The 19,693-nt window shown below is 65.3% G+C and carries 13 protein-coding genes, 1 tRNA gene and 3 pseudogenes; 5 read left to right on the top strand and 12 right to left on the bottom strand.

Annotated elements, in window-relative coordinates; translation table 11 throughout:
• Positions 1-25: 25 nt before the first annotated feature.
• Together nrtL and QF035_RS18225 are read right to left on the bottom strand one after the other, a co-directional pair.
• On the bottom strand, positions 26-1,075 hold the full coding sequence (nrtL, locus tag QF035_RS18220; RefSeq protein ID WP_307521415.1) for an ArgS-related anticodon-binding protein NrtL: 1,050 nt from the start codon (positions 1,073-1,075) through the stop codon (positions 26-28).
• Between the two features lie 371 nt (positions 1,076-1,446).
• Positions 1,447-1,965, bottom strand: a complete 519-nt coding sequence (locus QF035_RS18225) for a response regulator (RefSeq protein WP_307521416.1) — start codon at positions 1,963-1,965, stop codon at positions 1,447-1,449.
• A 156-nt stretch (positions 1,966-2,121) separates the two neighbouring features.
• On the opposite strand from QF035_RS18225, the gene QF035_RS18230 reads away from it, so the two are divergent.
• Positions 2,122-2,193: transfer RNA gene (locus QF035_RS18230), tRNA-Arg, on the top strand.
• A gap of 254 nt (positions 2,194-2,447) precedes the next feature.
• Here the strand turns inward: QF035_RS18230 and QF035_RS18235 are convergent.
• From QF035_RS18235 to QF035_RS18255, 5 genes and pseudogenes are all read right to left on the bottom strand, one after another.
• Positions 2,448-3,841 (bottom strand): annotated as a pseudogene (locus tag QF035_RS18235) (tyrosine-type recombinase/integrase).
• Positions 3,838-4,041 carry a helix-turn-helix transcriptional regulator gene (locus QF035_RS18240; RefSeq protein WP_307521417.1) on the bottom strand — a complete coding sequence of 68 codons (204 nt, stop codon included), beginning with the start codon at positions 4,039-4,041 and terminating at the stop codon, positions 3,838-3,840. The pseudogene QF035_RS18235 and the gene QF035_RS18240 overlap by 4 nt, the downstream one beginning before the upstream one ends.
• Positions 4,031-4,705: pseudogene (locus QF035_RS18245) on the bottom strand (replication initiator); the annotation flags it as partial. The pseudogene QF035_RS18245 and the gene QF035_RS18240, both read right to left, overlap by 11 nt.
• A 423-nt stretch (positions 4,706-5,128) precedes the next feature.
• Complete coding sequence (locus QF035_RS18250) at positions 5,129-5,884, bottom strand: transposase family protein (protein WP_307521419.1); 756 nt, start codon at positions 5,882-5,884, stop codon at positions 5,129-5,131.
• Between the two features lie 879 nt (positions 5,885-6,763).
• On the bottom strand, positions 6,764-7,270 hold the full coding sequence (locus QF035_RS18255) for a DUF4760 domain-containing protein (protein ID WP_307521420.1): 507 nt from the start codon (positions 7,268-7,270) through the stop codon (positions 6,764-6,766).
• 1,218 nt (positions 7,271-8,488) lie between these two features.
• On the opposite strand from QF035_RS18255, the gene QF035_RS18260 reads away from it, so the two are divergent.
• Positions 8,489-8,929, top strand: a complete 441-nt coding sequence (locus tag QF035_RS18260; protein ID WP_307521421.1) for a hypothetical protein — start codon at positions 8,489-8,491, stop codon at positions 8,927-8,929.
• Positions 8,930-9,714: 785 nt separating this feature from the next.
• Here QF035_RS18260 and QF035_RS18265 read toward each other — a convergent pair.
• Positions 9,715-11,772 (bottom strand): Shedu anti-phage system protein SduA domain-containing protein, encoded by a 2,058-nt coding sequence (locus QF035_RS18265; protein ID WP_307521423.1) that lies wholly within the window; start codon positions 11,770-11,772, stop codon positions 9,715-9,717.
• An 868-nt stretch (positions 11,773-12,640) separates the two neighbouring features.
• Positions 12,641-13,353 (bottom strand): annotated as a pseudogene (locus tag QF035_RS18270) (tyrosine-type recombinase/integrase); the annotation flags it as partial.
• A gap of 155 nt (positions 13,354-13,508) precedes the next feature.
• Here QF035_RS18270 and QF035_RS18275 point away from each other — a divergent pair.
• A complete protein-coding gene (locus tag QF035_RS18275) occupies positions 13,509-13,772 on the top strand; it encodes a CopG family transcriptional regulator (RefSeq protein WP_307521424.1) in 264 nt (87 codons plus the stop codon).
• On the top strand, positions 13,769-14,182 hold the full coding sequence (locus tag QF035_RS18280; protein ID WP_307521425.1) for a DNA-binding protein: 414 nt from the start codon (positions 13,769-13,771) through the stop codon (positions 14,180-14,182). Before QF035_RS18275 ends, QF035_RS18280 begins: the two co-directional genes overlap by 4 nt.
• Positions 14,183-14,834: 652 nt before the next feature.
• Here QF035_RS18280 and QF035_RS18285 read toward each other — a convergent pair.
• The gene (locus QF035_RS18285; RefSeq protein WP_307521426.1) at positions 14,835-16,346 is read right to left on the bottom strand and encodes a pentapeptide repeat-containing protein; all 1,512 of its coding nucleotides are present in this window, start codon (positions 16,344-16,346) and stop codon (positions 14,835-14,837) included.
• Positions 16,347-16,567: 221 nt separating this feature from the next.
• Here QF035_RS18285 and QF035_RS18290 point away from each other — a divergent pair, with 221 nt between their 5' ends.
• Positions 16,568-17,911, top strand: a complete 1,344-nt coding sequence (locus QF035_RS18290; RefSeq protein WP_307521428.1) for an IS630 family transposase — start codon at positions 16,568-16,570, stop codon at positions 17,909-17,911.
• A gap of 50 nt (positions 17,912-17,961) precedes the next feature.
• Here the strand turns inward: QF035_RS18290 and QF035_RS18295 are convergent, their stop codons facing one another.
• Both QF035_RS18295 and QF035_RS18300 read right to left on the bottom strand, forming a co-directional pair.
• Positions 17,962-18,471, bottom strand: coding sequence for a transposase (locus QF035_RS18295; protein ID WP_307521431.1), 510 nt, complete (start codon positions 18,469-18,471; stop codon positions 17,962-17,964).
• A 329-nt stretch (positions 18,472-18,800) separates the two neighbouring features.
• Positions 18,801-19,478, bottom strand: coding sequence for a hypothetical protein (locus QF035_RS18300; protein WP_307521432.1), 678 nt, complete (start codon positions 19,476-19,478; stop codon positions 18,801-18,803).
• Between the last annotated feature and the right edge of the window lie 215 nt (positions 19,479-19,693).

Genomic DNA, 19,693 nt, shown 5'->3' on the forward strand with positions numbered 1-19,693 from the left:
TCTGTTGGGCTTCCTCAGAGAAGTTCTAGAGATGTTCTGGGGCGTCGATGCCGAGCAGGGACAGGCCGCCGGCCAGCACCGTCCCGGCGGCTTCGGCACGCGCGAGCCGGGCACGGTGGGCGGCCGAGGGTTTCTCGTCACCCAGCGGAAGCACGGTGTGCTGGAAGGCGAGCATCGCGTCGGCGGTGGTGACGAGATGCCGGGCGAGACGGTCGGGCGCACGGTGGCGGGCCGCGGTGGCGAGGGTGTGGGGGTGTGCGGCGAGGGCGTCGACGAGGTGTGCTGTGTCGCCCTGTACGTCGCCGGGGGCGCTGGTGAAGCCGAGGGCGGCGGCGTTGCGGCTGAGGGCCCGGGTGCGGGCGTGGGCGTACCGGACCCTGAAGAGGGGGTTGGTCTCGCGCTGGACGAGGTGGTCCGCGGTGATGCGGGGGTGGTCGTGCGACGCGGGGTGCAGCAGGGCCCAGCGGGCGGCGTCGCGGCCGAGCGGGGTGGGGTCCTGGCCGGCCGGTACGGGCCGGACGTTGACCTTGAGAGGTGCCGGCGCGGCGGGGGTGCCGTGGGCGTCGACGCTGACACCGAGGACGGCCGCCCAGGCGGGGTCGGGCTCGTCCTCGCAGGAAGTACGGACGAGGGCGCCCTGGGAGCGAAGGATCCGGGCGACTGCTTGAGCGGTGACGGCGGCGCGTACTTCGCGGGGGTGGTGGAGCTGTACGAGCTCCCCGGTGGGCTCGTCGACGAACCCGTACCGCGCGCCGCACCTCAGAATCTCGGCGACAAGGGCCTGCTCTCCGCTCCCGTCGAGGGTGATGTTGAGGAAGCCGGGCCCGGTGATGTCGACGCCGGTCACGCCTTCCGCGTCCGCGAGGTGCGACCGCAGGATCTCGGCGACCTCGTGAGACGGGCGGCCGGCGGGACGGGCCAGCTTCAGGGCTACGTTCGTGGCGTAATCGCCGCGGCCGCCGGGCCCCGGGGCCGCGACCTGGACACTCTCCGGCACGGGCACGACAAGCTCGCCCACGTCCACCGCGCGGCGCACTGCACGCAGGACGGTACGGGAGAGCTCGACGGGGGTCACGGGACAAGCGTAGGGGAGGAGGGGGGTGGGTAGGCGAACTGGTTTGGGGGAGGGTCCGGGATGTGGACGGTGGGTGAGGTTGGGACGGGCGCGGGGGTGGGGTGCGGGCCGGTGGGGGGTTGCTGCGCCCGGTCGTCCGGTCGCCGGGTCGCCGGGTCGCCGTGGTGGGGTCGGGGACGTGGTGACGTGTCCGACCGCGGTCGGGCGCGATGAAGTGGGATTGCATCGCAGGGAACCCGGCGGGGACGCGCCATCCACTGCGGGCGGACACGTCGCCACGACCTCTGCGGCGGTCGGGCGCCCGCGGGTGGGTGGGCGCCCGCGGGTGGGTGGGGCTAACCGGTCTCGGGCGCTCGACCTAGGTGGTCGCCTCAGCTGCCGGTGCGGCCGGCTCGCTCGGTCTCGCCGGAGCCGTAGATGCTGTCGGCGCCTTCGAAGGAGGCACTGGTGGCCGGAGTCTCCCGCCGCTCAAGCAACTGGCGTACGAGTCGGACGAGTTCGGCGGGCTCGAAGGGCTTGGCGAGGAAGGCGTCGACGCCGACTTCGAGGCCGTTCTCGACCTCGTACTGGTTGCAGGCGCTCACGATGGCGAGGGGGAGGTTGCGGGTCCGCGGATCGGCGCGGAGCCGGGCGGCGGTACGCAATCCGTCGAGCCGGGGCATGACCACGTCGAGGGTGACCACATCGGGCCTGACCTGGTGGATGACGTCCAGACACTCGACACCGTCGGCCGCGGTCACGACCTCGAGACCCTCCAGCTCGAGATTGACCCTGATCAGTTGCCGGATGACCTTGTTGTCGTCCACAACAAGCACCCGACCCGACGCGCCTGGCACAACTCGAGAGTAGGTCGGCACGTGGGGCCGCGTCCGGCTTTTCCCCACTTCCACCCCGCGCGAGCGATCCCGAACCCACCCGTAACCCACCCGCCGCCCAAGATCGGAACGCCCCCCGACACCCCCTCCCCGACCCCCAAAACCCGTTCATGACGACCCCGAAAGAGCTGGTAGGGTTCTACCCGTCGCCGCAAACACCGCGCCCGACACGCCCCCGTAGCTCAGGGGATAGAGCAACGGCCTCCGGAGCCGTGTGCGCAGGTTCGAATCCTGCCGGGGGCACCCTTTATGAGGTGCCCGAAGACCCCGCCATCAGCGCTTTAGCTGAGGACGGGGTCTTGGCGTGTGTGCAGGCGGATGCCGCCGAAAGCAGTCGTTTGCCAGTGATCACGTAATGACGACGTAATGATCTTGGCGACCCTTCCGGCAGGTCAACGGCTGTTTGTCGTCCCCTTGAGCGTAGCTTTCCGACACACCTCCGACACGACGAAAGCCCCGGATCACTCCGGGGCTCGCGTGAGGGGCGTGTGGGCCCTTCAGTCTTTGGTGCCGTCCCCCTCTCCCAGGCCCGCCGAGATCCGGTAGTTCATCTCCTGTTCCTGGCCATCGATGCACTTGGCGTAGATCTTCAGAAGGACGTCGACCGAGTGGCCGGCGCGAGCGGCCACCTCCGGCGCGGGCACTCCGGAGTTGAGCCACTGAGAGACGCCCGCGTGGCGAAGGTCGTACGGCCGGAAGGCCAGGACCGAGGAGACCTGTTCCGGCAGGAGCGCCAGTTCCCGCGTCTGCTTCCACACACGGGAGTACGACGACGCGGCCACGACATTGCCCCGCTCGCTCGCGAAGAGCCGACCGTCCTTCGCTGTGCCGAACTCCTTCAGGTGTTCACGAAGCAGCCGCACCAACGGAGGTGGGATGGGCACGATCCGTACCTCTCCCTCTCCCTCTGCCCGCTGCTTGAGACCTCTCCGATCGTGCGCCTCGCCGGAGTCGGTCCATGCCTTGCCCGCCGTCGGCCGGGTCTCAGCCAGTTCGATGCGCCCCAGCCCTTCGCCGGGAGCGTGCAATCCGAGCGACGCAGGCCCAGCGCCTCACCGGGCCGCACGGCTGCGTAGTACAAGCATCCGAAGAACGCCCGCAGTCGTCGACCGCTGGCCCGCTCGTAGCCGCCCACGTACGTCACCGCCGTCAGCAACTCACGCGCCTGTCGAAGGTTGACCACCACCCGCCGGTCGACCTCCTGCACTGGCCGCTTACCCCTCTTGCGCCGCACCCGGCTCAGCGGATTGGACGGCAGAGCCTCCAACTCCACAGCGAACTCAAGGGAGTTGAAGACCACCGCGCGCCGTCGCCGGTACGTCTGCGTCGCCGCGGGCTTGCCATCCAGCTTCCGGCCGAGTGCGCCGATCAGCTCATGAACCCGCGCGATCTCCTGCAACTCCGCAACCGGAAGCGACGCTTTCTCAATCCAGCGCACTGCGGAAGCGATCTCCTCGGGCCGCTCCCTCTCCGTACGAGGCGGAGGCAGCAGGTACGAGCGCAGCGCCCGCCGCAGGATCTCGGCAGTGGGCCGCCCACGTCCCGGCTTGACCAGTGCGGGCACAACCGTTGCCAACGAGTCGGTCACGCTGTCCCGTTGCTTCGCCGACGCCTCCGCCCACCGGCCATCGATGTACTTGAGTGCCAGCTCCAGGAACGACAGCGCCGCCTTGCCACCCCGGAGCGAGTCCGGCAGACCAGTCACAGTGTCGAAGGGCTCGCCCTGGTCCGCCGCCCGGAGCAGCTTCGCGCGGAAGCGGTCGGCCAGCGCCTTCGTCTTGTGCGACTCGTGGAACGGCTCGCCGTCAACGGACCAGCGCACGAGGTACGTCGGTTTCTTCGCCGACCGGTTGATACTGAGCTTCCAGATGACGACCTTGTACGACTTCACGACGCGGCCCCCTCCGCACGCTTCTCCAACCAGTCGTTGAGCACGTCCCGCCGGACCCGAAGCTCCCCGTTCGGTAACCGGATGCAGCGAGGGGCAATGCGCAGTTCCCGCCAGCGGTAGAAGGTGCGCCGGGAGATCCCGCCCAGTTCCTCGATTACCTGCCGCACGGTGAGCAGTTCGGCCGCTTTCTCACGCGCCATGAGGACCACCGCCCTCCCGCACCGAGGCGGCCAGGAGAGTGCCGCCTCAGGCGAGTAGCCGCGCCCGGCGTAGCGCCACTGGCCGACCGTGACGGTTGGCCGCGCGCCGATACCGAGGGCCGTGCGCTGTTCCTCCGCACGGTGTTCTGCACGGGCCTGACGGAGTGCGGTCAGGGTGGTGGAGTAGCGGCGTGACTTCGTGGAGAAGTGGCCGCCGTAGCCGAGCATGTGCGCCCAGCGTCGCAACCCGAGAGGTTCGAACGGGGGCAGGCCGCCGAGCCACCAGCAGGTACTGATCAGGCGGAGTACGTGAGCCCGTACGGGCAGCATGACCAGGTCCCGTGCGTGGTGAACCCGGCCGTCCACCGCGCCGGCGGACTCCGCTCCTTTGGCTGCGTACTTGGCTATGTAGCCCGCGACGGCAGCCGAGGTCAGCCGCTCCCCCGCACCTAACGACGCGATGGGCCGCACGTCGACCTGTTCGCCGAACCTCAGCACGCGAGGACCGACGACCTCCGCGCCGGGAGCTACGAGCCGCACCCGTACGACGACCACCCGCACCGCCTCCGCCAGGAGATCCGTTTGTCACCCAGCCGGGCGGGACCGAGGTCGGTCCGTCCGGCCCATCGAGGCGGATCACGGCATGGAAGTGGACCAGGCCACGCCCCCGGCCGTGCCTGCGCTCCTGTCTCCGCCCCGCTCCAGCCCGGCCGATGTCCGAGCCGCGCTCATAGCAATCAGCCACTTGAAATGAGAGAAGGGGTACCTCGTGGCTGGGGCGGTCGGCTCCGCGGCTTTACGCAGCCACTTTGGCGCGAGCCTCGAAGATCATGGCCCCAACGTCGTGCCTTAACGGGCAGGTCCACAGACTGCCCGACGCGCCGGAAGCTTACGGGGCCATGATCACTCGCGCCAAAGCAGCTCCAGCCCAAAGCCGCTCCACCGACCTGCGTCATGGGGTGTCACGTATGACCGGGCCACTATCTCCGCTGATTCGCCTCAAGGCGACGTCGTAGGCCCAGGCGTAGGTGGAAACCTTCTTGTCAATAGAGAAGTGTCGCCCGGTTGCAGTGAGCCTTTTCCAACCTCACGCTGATGCGTGGTGAAGGACGAGGACGGCCTTCACCACGTCGGTGATTCGGTTGGTGCTGCAGCGGAGCTTCCGCAGGAGGCGCCAGCCCTTGATGGTGGCCATGGCCCGCTCGCCGAGGCAGCGGATCTTGGCGTGGCTGGTGTTGTGGCGACGCTTCCATCGCTTGAGGCGGCGGCCCCGAAACGGAACCCGGACGGATCCGCCGGCGCCTTGATACGCCTTGTCCGCCCAGCAATTGAGCCCCGCATCGGCGAGGGCTTCGATGATCCCGTGCTGCCGCGCGGCGGTCAGGTCGTGAGTCGAGCCGGGCAGAGCCGGCGAGGCCCAGAGCAGTCGTCCGAAGGGATCGGTGAGGACCTGGACGTTCATGCCATGGCGTTTATGTTTCCCTGAGTAGTACGGGGCGTCGGCGGCGATGCGGTCGATCGGCAGCAAGGTGCCGTCGAGGATGACGAACGCCTTCGCCCGGATAGTCGTCATCGCCTCGTCCAGGGACGGCGCAAGGGCGGCCAGGGCCTCGACGGCTTCACGTATGTAGCGGTACGCGGTCGCGATCCCGATGCCGAACCCGGCGGCGAGCTGGGCGTAAGTGTCACCGCACCGCAGGTGGGCCAGGGCGAGCAGGGCCTGACGTCCGGCAGGAAGGCGCCGCCACCGCGTTCCGATCTCCTGCCGCCGGGCTGTCAGTTGCCCGGTCAGGAACCGCAAGGTGCGGCTGGACAGATCAATCGAGGACGGGTAGACAAGCACGCGAAGCTCCTGGCGGACACGGGTGATCTTGGTCGAGAACCCGTCTACCAGGAGCTTCGTCGTTGTGCAGGACAGTCCAACTCGCGGTCAGCGCCGCCAGCTTGAAAAGGGCTCACTGACGGGCCCGAGCAGTTCTTGTATGCGGTTGCCAGACTAGTGCTGGGGGATCGAGAGACGCGCGCCGAGTTGGAGGGGGAGCCTCAGGTCTACCGATGGCTTTTCCGTCGGGACGGATCCGAGGTCGACATCCGTCTCGTCGTGGCCGATGACGACCAAGCACCGGAGAGTTCGGGAACCATCCTCTGGTCAGGTCGCCACACGCTTGCGGCACTGGCCCGGTCGGCCGTCCGCGCCTTCGATCAGGTCACTCACGAACTCGGTGAAGAGGCTTACGTTGCCCAGTGGGGCCGTCCGTTTCCCCGAACCGAACTCGAAGTCCTACGCACAGCGATGCGGGCGCACGTGGCACACGTGAGGAACGCCCCCACTCCTGACATCACCAGTTGACATCAACGGCTGCGGACAGAAGCAACCTTGGACAGCCCCAAGCAGCGTCCCGGTACAGGGAGCTGGGCTCCGCATAGGACTCCCGATCGAACTCCTAAAGCGGCGTTCACCATCTGCTCCGCTCAGGGTGAGGGCGCGAAGCCAGCGGGCAGAACGGGGAGCCAGGATTCTGTTGGGGTCCGTCCCTCGCCTAGGGCAAACTCGATGGCGTGAGCGACGTCGGATAGCAGTACGGATTGACCTCACGTCCGAACCAGTTGCTCGGATGCGGCTGGTTGGCGGTGACCACGAGTGTCGCCCCGCGGGCGTCTGCATACTCGACCGCGAACGCGCACGGCGTCCAGGCCAGTGCCTGAAATCAGGGCGACTTTGTCATGATGTTGGAGGATAGATCCTTAATTTCATCTTTCGATGCACATCTGCCGCTGTGATCTCGCTTGTTACTGCAGCCATATGCTCAAAGTACGGCAGCACGACCCTCTGCCGAATCTCACGCTCCCGGTATACGTAGGGAGCCACGACGACCCAGGCTCGATGCATACTCAGGCCATAGGATCCGATGATCAAATCTTGATCAACGACCCCGTGCACCACAAGCTTTCCCAATTCCTCGAAAAAGAAAGCAACGCGACGCACACACTCCTTGGGCCCCTCGGGAAGTTCTAGGTAAGAGATAGATTCCGGAAACTCTTCTTTGAGGTGATAGAGCACGTATTCCATCGACTTCCGAAACTCTGGTGAGCGCCCCTCCCGGAACCCGTCGAACACCATTGCCAATGCGTTCGCTTTTTGCGTTGAGCGCAGTTGACCGTATGCAATCACGCTAGAGAAAAGCAATGCCACGACAGATATAGCGAGTGCGGCGATATTTAACCCCATGTCTCACTCCATACGGTGGCGATCTCACTCGAAAGATGGCGGTCTAAATATCGTTGCGGGGGAATATTTTCAACGATGGCGCGCCGTCAAGTATCAATAACCGGCGCTCCCTGGAGGAAGCGATCTGCCCGCCAGGACTCGCCTAATTGCCGCAGTGATTTTTACTCTCTTCCAGCCGCTTGGAGTAGAAGTCCATGTCAGAGACCGATTATCAACAACTGTGAGGCCTAGCGGGTCGTAGGGAATTGCACCTCCGTTCTGACGTCTTGTTGAAACGTCACCCCCTTCCCGCGCTTGCTGGAAAGATACTTTGAATCCACTTCCGGGCGGAACGAAGTAAAGGTGTGATACTTGAAGAGTGAGGGGTTCCTCGACTGCTGCGCGACCCCAACGGATGGAAAGAGGAGTGAAATTCTCGCGACCCTCCATAATCACCTTTACAGGCAGTGGCCCCTTGTTGTCAAGGTAGGCATACACCTTGCCATCGAGACCTACGCGAGCCCAGTAAGAGACTTGACTGATTAATTCGCTGCGCTGTCGTTCCTGACCGCGTGTCAGGATCATCATTCCGAGCAAGAGAGTGCCGCTCGTGGTGATCGCGCCAACCCATGTTGGAACATCCCCCCACTCAGTCCCCATAAGGTCAGGATAGGCGGGCAACCGCGCGCTGTGGCGGCTCTTCCAACAGACGCGGCTTGCCGCCGAGGTTCCGTCCCGGTCCTTGGCCCTACCCGTTGAGGCCAAGGACCGGCTGGTGAGTGATCCGTTCGCTGGGCCAGTCCAGGAACAGTCGAGTTGATCGCTGGGCCGTGCCTGGCCTTGCGAGGGTGCACGAGACCGACCGACAGCGAAAGTTGAGCGGACATGCTTTCCTGGCAAGCCACCCTATGGCCATGGTGTCCCTCGGCGGTGCTCCGCTAAGCCCGCACAGCAACCGCACCAGATCGAGCGGGGAACAACGGGGGACCACGGGGAAAGCGGTCGGGCCTGACTAGGGCGCAGCCCAGCCGTTCACCCAGGTCAGCGCCGGAATCAGTCCCAAATGATCGCAGCTTCCCAAGCTGAGGGTTCACCGTTCCGAGCGGTTGGAACGGTGCATGCTGCTTCTGCTGTTTTCGGCGAACCAGAGGATCTGCGCATGCCTCACAGGAGGCGTATTGCGCGCTTCCTGCCACGATGAGAAGGAGGTGCACACTCGCTGCCGCACGAGGGGGAAGCGTGAGAAAAGACCTTGAAGAACTCTTGGAGCAGATGCCTGCCCAAGATGCTCAAGAACTACGGCAGGAGCCCTACGCACAGCTCGTCGGCCAGATAGCGCAGCAGCTTCCGGCCGACGAGTACATCATCTGCATGGCGCACGCGTCGGGTAGGGGATGGATACACGGCGTGCTCGTGCTGACGTTCAACCGTCTCGTTTTCTTCACGGCACCGGGCGCCAACGTCATCGACTTCGGCACGGTCGCTCAGGTACTCCCAGTAGCCGCCGAAAGGAAGCGGCTGTTCCATTCCGCCGATGACGCCAAGCTGCTTGTGCACCGCTTGCAGCGGGACTCTGACCTCTGGCGCATCCACGGCGCCCCAGAGTGGGGGGATGCCTTCACCAGCGCTGTGCGCACAGGATTCGCCCAGTGGCAGCTGAACCGACCCACTGCTACGTAGCGGACGTCTGGCGGAGCCAGAGATCACAAATGGTGGAGGTTCTCGGCAGAATAGAGCTGACCGTGAGTTCCCTATGCCGGAGGTAGAGGCAACCCGAGTGCGGTGGGGTTTGCCGCTGAGGAGCGGCCCGACGTGAGAATGAGGATTCAGACGCTCGCCGCTGAGCAGTCCCGCACGCGTGGGCGGTCGTCCCGCCGTGCCGTCCGGGCTGCGGCACTGGGGCGCCGGTCCCGGCCGGGCGGACGGGCGCGACCGCCGTGCACGAAACGTGCACCGTCACGTCAAAGCCCTGTGCGCCGGTTGCCGTGGCGGAGGCAGCCGGCGCACAGGGCAGGGTCCGGTCCGCTGCGAGAGGGGAGTCTCTATCGACCGCAGCGGACCGGAGGTTAAGGGCGGCATCAGTTCTCAGGCCACCGGAGCGTTCCAGTGTTCATGCTCGCCTGGTGTGGGAGCCGCACCTCGGTCATCTCCACAGCCAGTCCTGACGCGATCAACTCAGCCAGGAGTACTGCCGCTTCCGGTCGGATCGAGCCCTGGCTCACAAGGCCTTCGCCGAAGACGTTCACGTCAGCGCTGAGACCGGGAAAGTCTGACTCCAGGCCGAGCGCGTCCAGTTGTCGTGCCAGCGTTTCGGCACAGTCTCGCGAAGGCGTTCGCGTCCGCCCGACAGCGGTATGCCGCATGTCCGCTGAGTCCGCTGACCGCCCAGACGGGCGCACCATTACGGCGGCCAAAGCCGGGGCCAGGGGCGACCAGGGTCCCGCCTTGGCGCGGTCGAGTGCGCCTCACCGGTCCTCCACAATGAAGCAGGCCCGTTCATAGAGCTCGTCGAACGTGATGACTTCGACGTCCTGGATAGATCGCCTGTACTGCTCGAAGGAGGTGATCTTCTCCGGGTTCGTCGCGCCACGGTCGGTGAACTCGCTGAGGCTTCCGATCACCAGCACCTGTCGCGGGCGAACGGTGGAGATTTCGATGTCGGTCGGAACACCGTCGTCCCGATAGAGCCGGTGCAGTTCGCCGGTGACCAGCCGTAGGGCCTTGTGGGCGGTCTTCTGCACCTGCGCCACGGCGCCGACAACATCCTTGGAGACCTGGTAGACGTCCGGGGGCCGGTACGGCGCGCGGGCCAGCAGGGGTGTCACGTGGGTCTTGATCTCGCAGAGCAGCAGGCTGCTGATGAAGCCCTTGGAACGCATGACGGCGTCACTGCGCTTACCCGCCCCTGTAAAGATGTTGGCGCCAGTCGTGATGCGCTCCAGCTTGCCGTCGTCGAGGGGTTCACAGGCGACGAGGTTGAGGCCGTACCCGAAGATCCACGGATTCTCCTCGAAGAATCCCTGCCAGACCGCCTCCGACCCTGCCACCCGGCCGCGCTCCCGCTCGAAGAACTCCGGGTCGGTCAACAGCTTCTTGAACCGTTGGAGTTGCGACTTGCGGTTGCTGATTCGCCGAATGTCCTCTTCCGTGAGGGCGCCGCCGATGGCGGTCCTGACGGCTTCGAGGAGCGTCGTCCGATCCTGGTCGGCGAGCAACCGAGCCAACTCGGCTTCGTCGCCGACGACCAACCGCAGGCTGCTCCCAGGGATGTCCAACCCGACGCAACTCTGGAGAAAGCTGATGACCTTCCAGAAGTTCTCGTGGACATCGCTGGTGTCGACGAGCGCCTTGATTATCTGAGTGGCCTCGGTGCCGGGTATCGCCTCCATGGCCGCTGTCCTCACGGCCTTGGTCTTGTCCTTCTTCCACAGTTTGATCCTGGGTGAGAGGGCGCCGTCCTTGTTGATGAGGGCGACGTGGCACAGCGTTGCCACCAGCGGCCTGTCATCGAGGAGGAAGTCGGTGATCTTCCGACCCGTGCGGGCGTCGTAGAAGTAGGGGAATCCGTGGCCGCGGATCTCAAGGTCGGAGAAGTCCTGCTGTGTGACATCGAACTCTGTGGACGGGAAGTCGATGCGGAGGCGCCGAACGACCGGGGCATCGGGCTCGACCGTCTGGTTCCTCCAGTCCGGTGGGACGGCTGGCAGCGGCCCGATGTCACCTTCGATCACGAGGGACTGAACATCTTCGCGCTGGAGCCGGGTGAGCACGGATTCCAGCCGCTGCCAGATCGCGTCGGTGACCGCTTTTGTGAACGCGGGTAGGAGCACGCGATCCACGGTGAGGACGGCCTTGTACGTGGCGGCCGTCCATCCGTCACCAGGCATGGGGTGGTAGAAGCCGCCGTCACGGCGCAGCGTGAGGACGGTCGGGCGGAGCAGGTCGCGGGCGGCCTCCTCGCCATCGTGGTCGAGGAGGCCGTAGGTCTGGCCGAGAACGAGGTCGAGTTTGCCGGTGTCGTCGTCATCGAGGGGCAGCGAGACCAGCGGGCCGGTGGCCTGCGTGGGGACCGGCGTGTAGAGCGGCCGGCCCGACAAGAACTCGAAGGCGCGGAGGGTCCAGCCGTCCGGCCCCAGGAGGCGGTTCAGCTCCTCGACACGTTGGGATGACTGGTCGACGTCGGGCTGTACTTCTGGATGAACGAGCCGTGCCAGGAAGGCGAGAAGCACTTCATCGGGGCCATCGAGCAGTTGGAAACGTGGGTCCTCAAAGACCCAGTCGTCGAGCCAGTCCAATGGGTTGTTGATCCGATGCTGGACGACGTCGCCACGCGCCGTCGTGAACCGGCGGTCCGTCGACGCCAGTCCGTCCAGGTCGTACAGGCCCTCCAGGAAGTCCGTCTCGTCGAGCCGTCCCCACCAGGGGCCGCCCTCGCCGCGCAGGTAGTCAAAGATGTCGCGTCGCGTCACCGTCGTGATCTTCGGCGTGTTGTGCGGTGCCGGGGAGGGGTCGGACTGAGTCATGCACCCAGGATGGACGTCCATCAGCTCACCGGTCGGGCCATTGGAGACTCTTGGGCCTCTTGACTTCAGGGGGTGACGTCGTTGTCCAGGGCTCTAACGTGGCGGGGTCGGCCCGCCGCGCCAGTCCTTCACAGTCCCCAAAAGACGCTGTCGGCGAAGGCGTCACGTTGCCGTCGCCCCAGAGGGACTTGCACTCCGGCGCCGTCGGACCTTCGTCGCCGCGGGGCTGATGCTCGTCCAGACCGCCGGGCCGCACGCCACGCTGATGTGGCTGACCCGCAGGGCGAGGCCGGAGGAGCGGGCGCTGATCCTGGCATCGCTGCGCCTGTCCCGGCCGCCTAAAGCCGGGACGTGGCCGACGTCTGGTACGGCGCTCCACCCGCCGTTGGTGACATCGGTGACCATGAGGTGGCTGGCCCCGGATGATGGCGGGCGTCGACGGCCCCCGAGCGGCGACGCTGGCGCGACCACCGGGCAACGTTGGGGGCTCCTTTCACTGAAGAGCAACCCGTCCCCTCCGCCGCAACAGGCAACTTGAGCAGCATCCCAATACTTCTGACACCCCATCAGGGCGAGCGTCGGGACACCTCCGAAAGCGTCACTTCACCGTCAAGGTATCGCCCATAGCGCACACGACGCACATCTTGCACACTCACCGAAACCACAGGTCAGCGGCCCTTCCGGCAGGATCGAGGATCGCCACACACTCCACATAATGCGTCATCAGGAAGGCATCGACCGACCCGCACCACACACCCGTTCAGTTCTTCGAGACCAGATTCCGACGGATGGGTCGGGGTGCACGCCAGGACGCGTGTGCATCGTGTGCACCGTCAACCGCCTCGCCGGAATCAGGCGCCTGCGAGCGCTACTCGTATTCGCGCAGAAGTTTGTCGATGCGCTGGTTGGCGATCTCCTGCCGCCCATACAGACACTTGGCGTAGGTGGTCATGAGCACCTTGACGCTGTTACCGGCGCGCTCGGCCATCTCGGTCGGGTCGACGCCGGCGTTGAGCCAGGTGGACAGTGCCGAGTGGCGCAGATCGTAAGGGCGGGCCGCGAGCAGAGAGCACACCAGATCCGGAGGAAGGCCGCGTTCACGGGCCTCGTGCCAGGCACGGTCGTAGGTACTGGATCCGACGATGCCACCGCGCTCGTTGAAGAACAGCCGCCCGTCGTCCACGGTGCCGAAGGTGCCGAAGGTGCCGAAGGTGCCGAAGGTGCCGAAGGTCTCTCGCCAAAGCGCTACCAGTTCGGGTGGCAGTGGTACGGGCCGGGTGTCGTCGGCTGGACGGCCCTTGAGACCGCGTTCGTCGTGGGCTCTTCCGGTGTCGGTCCACCGCTTGCCCGCCAGCGGCAGTGTGCGGTGCACAGTCACCTGGCCCCAGCCCTCCGCGCAGACACGCAGTTGAGCAGAGACACCCCGACCGCTTCGGCGGGGCGCAGCCCGGCGTAGTACATCCCGGCGAACAGCCCTACCAACCGCCGTCCACGCGCCCGCCGGTAACCGCCGACGTAGGAGACCGCGCACAACAGGGAACGTGCCTGGCTCGAGTTGGCGACCACCCGCGGGTCGACCTGGTCGACGGTCTCAGCCAAAGCCCGGCAGCAACAACGCCCCCTGGAGTCCCGTCGTACACCCAAACCCAGATTCGAGCGCGGATCGGACCTGCACCTCGCGGCTGTCTCTGCCAGCCCCATTCGATCAAGGGAGGATGAAAGGTAGGATAGGTAGCATGAGTGAGCCTACCGGCAAGTACTCGATCACCATGCCGCGCGATATCGCCGAAGCCGCCAAGGCCCGCAGTGGCCCCTCCGGCCTGTCCGCCTACGTCGCCGCAGCCGTCGCCCGCCAGATCGAGCGGGACAACCTCAACGAGCTCATCACGGTGGCGGAGGCCGAACACGGCCCCATCACCGACGAAGAGGTTCAGGCTCTGCGCGACCAACTCCACCAAGCCCGAGAGCAGCAGACCCAAGGCGGGGCGAACGCCGCGTGACCCCCTCCCCCGCCGCCCCCGGCGGCACCCTGGTTCTCGACAGCGAAGGGCTGGCCAAGGCCGTCCTGCGCGACCGTACTGTCACCGGCTGGCTCGCTCTCGCCCGCGCCGACGACCTGCGGGTGATCACTTCCGCAGCCACCCTCGTGGAAGTGATCCACCCACGGATCAATCGCCCAGCGCTGGAATGGACCCTGTCCCGCCTTGTCATCGAACCGGTCACCGAGCCCCTCGCCCGTCACGCCGCCGCCCTCCTCGCCGACGTCGGCCTGCACGGCCACAAGTGCGCCATCGACGCCATGCTCAGCGCCACGGCACTGGTCGCCCCCCGACCCGTCACCGTTCTCACCTCTGACCCCGAGGACCTCGCCGCGCTCTGCCGTGGGCGCGTCACCGTCATCAAGATCTGAGCGCACACCGCCCGCCTGATCAATTACGATGCCCACACCTACATACAGCCGGGCCAGCCTTGAGCCATCGGCCCCCGGAAGCCGGAACCTCGGTATAGGCACACGCCCCGGCCATCAGAACGAGAAAACGAGAAGCCGTAGGACCTGCCCGCGCGCCCCGACACGCCTCCCCATACGGCGGAACCGACGAGCATCAGACTGAAGTTCGCCACAAGACGACCAAACAGGTCATTTCACATTCGCGGGACATGTGCGGGACGGCGGGCTTGACGGCCAGTCAGATAAGCCACTGGCCTGCCAAAACCTGTGGGAACTATCCCTCCGGAGCCGTGTGCGCAGGTTCGAATCCTGCCGGGGCACTCACCACACAGCCAGCCTAAATCAAGCACTGAGCTGGGCGGATGCCTAGATGAGAGAGCGGGAGTCAGTCTCACTGACTCCCGCTCTTTCTCGTTGTCTCTCACTGTTCGCGCACTATCTGCGATACACGCGACACGCCCTGACCTTCCAGCTGGTTCGTAGCGCAAGGTCAGCTGACTGGCCTCTTTCAGCTCTGCCCACCTGGCATCCTCAGCCCATGCTTCGACAGATCCTGACCCCTTTTCCCCAGGTCAAGCCTAAAAGTTCTGACTGGAGTAGGCTTTCAGTTTACCTATTCGCGGTCTCCGTTACTGGCACGGCTCTGGTATGCGCCGAGCTTCATGCCAGGGGGCAGTTTCGTGCTCCGGTGCAGTCGGGCTGCGGAGATTTGTTCGGCCCTCAGCCCCTTGGCCTGTGAAAGATCGGCGCTCTCCAGCATGGCGTCACGGAAATCGGCGGAAGACAGGCGGGACTGGAGGAATTCGGCGTTCTGGAGTTTAGCTTGGCGAAAGCTGACCCGCTCCAAGTTGGCGTGGGAGAAATTGGCTCCCCTCGCATCTGCCAACCTAAACGTGGCCTCCTCCATATTCGCCTCATGGAACGTTGCACCGCCGAGGTGTGCGAACATGAGGTCCGCCTTCTGGAGCGCGGCGCCCTGAAAGAGCGCATTCAGTAAAGACGACCGAGCAAGGTTAACGTTCTGGATCCAGGCGTTCCGCAAATCGACGTGATTGAACATACCGTCACTCATGTCCGCTCCGCGGAGGTCAGTACGCCGGAGGTTGATATGCACTCGGCCTGCGCTGCGGTTGGGCCTTCGCCCTAGGACGGTCAGAGCGGCCTGGACATCCTCACGAGGCTTGGCATTTCCGTTGTCGGGTGGGTCATCCGAATCCACGCCGGCATGCTGCCGTATGAAGGACACCAATACGTCGATGACGGTCGCATGATCCTTATCGGAGTCCCTCATGATGCGTTCGAGTGAGTAGATACCCCCGAGCCTCTGGGTGAGGCTGTCCGACGACAGGAGCTTGATGGCCTCGACATAGCGCTCGGTCACCTGGCCCTCGCGAGCCAGCTCTGCCTGCTCGCGGTCCTTCTTCCGAGTGTGCTGGAACAGCAATTCCGTGTGCTGGTGAGACTTGTGCGTATACCAGAGTCCGAAGCCCGCAACGACCCCAGCCCCGAGAGCAACAAGCATGGTGCGGAAGCCGGTGATGACGACGCCGTCGGCGGGCTGAAGGTTCTTCGTGCGGAGGTGAGCGCCATCGATCCACCATGGGCCATTCCATAGAAGGAGGCCGTACCCCACAGCGGCGAACATTAGGGCGATGGGGAGCAGAATGCGCTTCGCGCTGGGTCTCGTGCCGCGCCTCTTGGACCGTTTCCTGCCTGGAGAGGTGGGTGCGGTTTCAGGAACCAATGCCGGTGCGAAATCGCTGAGTGCGTCAGCCGACGCCGGTCCGAACTCGCCGAGTGCCGCACGCGCTCGGGAGATCCGAATGGCCTCCGCGGTTATGTCGTGTCGCATCTCGGATCGACTCCAGGAGCGTTCCGCGAGTTCCCACATAGTCGTGAGAGAGATCAGGTCGGCGCCGGTGATCTCAGCCAGCGCCACCACCGCACCCTTGGGCGCGAGCAATCGGCCGTTTAAATATCGCTGCCAGGACGTCTTGGAGTAGTCCGTGCTGTCTGCCACAGACTTGATACTCATCCCACTGTCGTCCACCAGCGCGCGCAGCTGACTCGCGAACTCCCTGACCATCGGGTCAAGTTCCTCCGGCAAGGCTTTCCAGTGAGGCATTGCCCCCCCCTTGCTTGAAATATGTCCGCGTCGACTCAGCAACTACAACTTACGCATCCCGAGACACATTTGAATCAGCTGACGCCATTGCTCTCAAACACTAGTCGGAGTGGGGCATGGGTGACCGTCAAGTCGACGCACCGCATGACCCTATCGAGCCCGAAGCTGGATGCTAGTGTGATGCGCCAGAAATCCTGATGGTTAGTTACTACCCTGTTGGCATGTCGCATTCGGGGCCTTCTGCTGTGGCGATCACGTTGTCCGAGACGGAGCGTGCCGAGTTGGTGCGCCGGACGGAATTGCCGCACCGGCGCTCGGCCGAGAAGGCCCGCATCATCCTGGCGTGTGCTGACGGCATGTCAAACGCGGGTGTCGCACGGCTCGTCGGTGTCCAGGCCAAGACGGTCGGCAAGTGGCGTCGGGCATTCGCCGCAGAGCGGATGGCCGGGCTGGAAGACGCCGGCTGGATTGGCCGGCCGAAGGCCGACCTGATCCTCGACGATGCCGAGCGCAGACAGCTCCAGCAGTGGGCTCGGCAGGCCAAGACCGCCCAATTCCTCGCGTTGCGGGCCAAGATCGTGCTGCGCTGCGCGGAGGGCGGGACGAACCAGCAGGCCGCGGCCGACCTCGGCATCGACAGGTCGACCGTGGACCGCTGGCGGGCCCGGTTCATCGCGAAACGCCTCGAGGGTCTGCAGGACGAGCCCCGCTCGGGCCGACCGCCTTCGATCCTCCTCGACCAGGTCGAGGAGGTCGTCGTGGCCACCCTGGAGTCGGTCCCGGGCCAGGACACGCACTGGTCACGGGCCTCGATGGCCCAGCGCACCGGCCTGTCGAAATCGACCATCGGGCGAATCTGGAAGCGGTTCGACCTCAAGCCCCACCTGCAGGACTCCTTCAAGCTCTCCACCGACCCGCAGTTCGTCGCCAAGGTCGTCGACGTTGTCGGCCTGTACCACCACCCGCCCGAGAAGGCGGTCGTGCTCTGCGTGGACGAGAAGAGCCAGATCCAGGCGCTGGACCGCTCGCAGCCGGTGCTGCCGATGATGCCGGGCATGCCCGAACGCCGCACCCACGACTATCTGAGGCACGGCATCACCAGCCTGTTCGCCGCCTTCAACATCGCCGACGGCACCGTCATATCAGCACTGCACCGCCGCCACCGGGCGATCGAGTTCAAGAAGTTCCTGGTCACGATAGACAAGGCGGTGCCCGCCGGGCTCGACGTGCACCTCGTCTGCGACAACTACGCCACCCACAACACCGCCGACATCAGGACATGGCTCGGCAGACACCCACGCTTCCACGTCCACTTCACCCCCACCGGCTCCTCGTGGATGAACCAGGTAGAGCGGTGGTTCGGCCTGCTGACCGACAAGCTCATCCGCCGCAGCGTCCACACCTCCGTGAAGGCGCTGGAGGACGACATCACCGCATGGATCGACACCTGGAACCAGAACCCGCGGCCCTTCACCTGGACCAAGACAGCCGACGAGATCCTCAACTCTCTCGCCGACTACCTCACCAAGGTCGGAACCACCGGCCAGAAAACCGAGCAAAACTAACCATCAGGATTTCTGGCGCATCACACTAGCGCCCTACTGGGGAGTTCGTATCATCTTCGCTCGATCGACCCGTAAGAGTTCGTAACGGGATCATGAGCGGGCCTTCTTGAGTCGTCTCCAGCAGATGAGCCCGCAGGCGAGGGAGACGAACGCGTCGTGGAATTCGGTACGGCGTACCCAGCGGACAGCCAGACGCTTGAACCGGGGATTAACATGAATGTCTGCTCGACGACATAGCGGAGCTTCCCCAGGCCTTTGATGTTGAGGGCATCCTTGCGGGAGATGACGGGCAGGATCCGGCGTTTGCGGAGCTCTTCGCGGTTGGGTTTGGAGTCGTAGGCCTTGTCGCCGAGAAGCGAGTCGGGTCGGCGGCACGGTCGGCCGGACCGTCCCACGACAGGTGGGATGCCGTCGACGAGGGCGAGGATCTGCGTGACGTCATTGACGTTGGCGGCGGCGGTGTCGACTTTGAGCGTGGTGAGCCGTCCGTCGCAGATCAGGTGGTGTTGCTGCCTGCCTTCCGACAGTTGACGGCGACGGACCGGTGTCGGTGCCCCCATTTTTCGCGCGGATGTGGGAGCCGTCCACGTAGGCCCGGGACCAGTCGAGTTCGCCGGCTGTGTTGAGTTCGGCGAGCAGGATGTGGTGCAGCTGGTCGAAGACTCCGGCCTGCTGCCAGCGGTCCAGGCGCTGACGTCGTTCCGTCCCAGACGACGTAAGAGGCGCCAGCGCGGACTGCAGACAGATCCTGTGCGACGGGGCCCGGAACGCCATACTTGGCGGCCGTCTCCAGCATGAGCGGGTCGTCGATCGATCTCATGTTCGCGATCGTGCCATGGGCCACTGACAGGTCGCGGATCTCGGAGTACGACGAACTCGGCGACGGTCCTCAGTGGTGGTTCTTGCGGACCACGTTGATGACGGGGGCCCATACATGCGGCGCGGAGCCGTCGAAGTAGGTCGCTTCCGAGCGGAGGACGTGCCGGCCCGGTGCGAGGTCCGTCAGCCATGCCACCCACCCGCAAGCGGTGAAGGTCGCGGGCTGCGCGGGTACGTTCAGGAAGTTGTCCGGCCGCAGTTGAACCGCCTGCTGCGGTGCGCATACGGCGAAGCGTCGCTTCTGGAGATCGATGGCCTTGCCGCCGTCGACAGTGAGCCGCACCGACTCGGTGGTGGCACGGAGGTCGGCCCAGGCGCACCTGCGTTGGGCGGCTTCGCCGACCGCGTAGTACGGAGGCTCCTCGACGTCGTCGCAGACGGTCGTGATTCCGAGGACGAACACCGCTGTTCCTTCCTTCACGGTGCAGTTCTGCGGAGGGCCGTTTCCGATGGCCAGGAGAACCTTTCCGGTGCGTCCGAGCTTCACGCACCGTTCGCCCTTCTCGAACCACGGATTCTCCGCCGCGGGCAGGGTGAACGTCCGGTACCAGCCCTCCCCCATGGCATCGCGTCCGGTCAGTCCGTCCATCTTCTTGCGCGGCTCGACGACGCGGCCTTCACCGCGGTGGTCACCGTGACCCGAAGCGCTGGGTATTGACCCCAGTTGAATCGCGGCGACCAACGTCATGATCAGGAAAATCGACCACCTGGCATGGCGCGGACGTGGCATGGCGCCCTCCCCCGAGCAGAGATGGTGCGGGCCGTTCCCATGCCCGACCACCCTAGGGGCGTACTGGAGGGTATGACCCGTCGGCGGGAGGACGGGACGAGCCGAGGGAGCCGCAGGAGCGACAGGAGGGGCAGAGTGCAAAATTTATACTGAGCAATGATTGCATTGTGCTT

Source organism: Streptomyces umbrinus, from assembly GCF_030817415.1.
GTDB classification, from domain to species: Bacteria; Actinomycetota; Actinomycetes; order Streptomycetales; family Streptomycetaceae; genus Streptomyces; species Streptomyces umbrinus_A.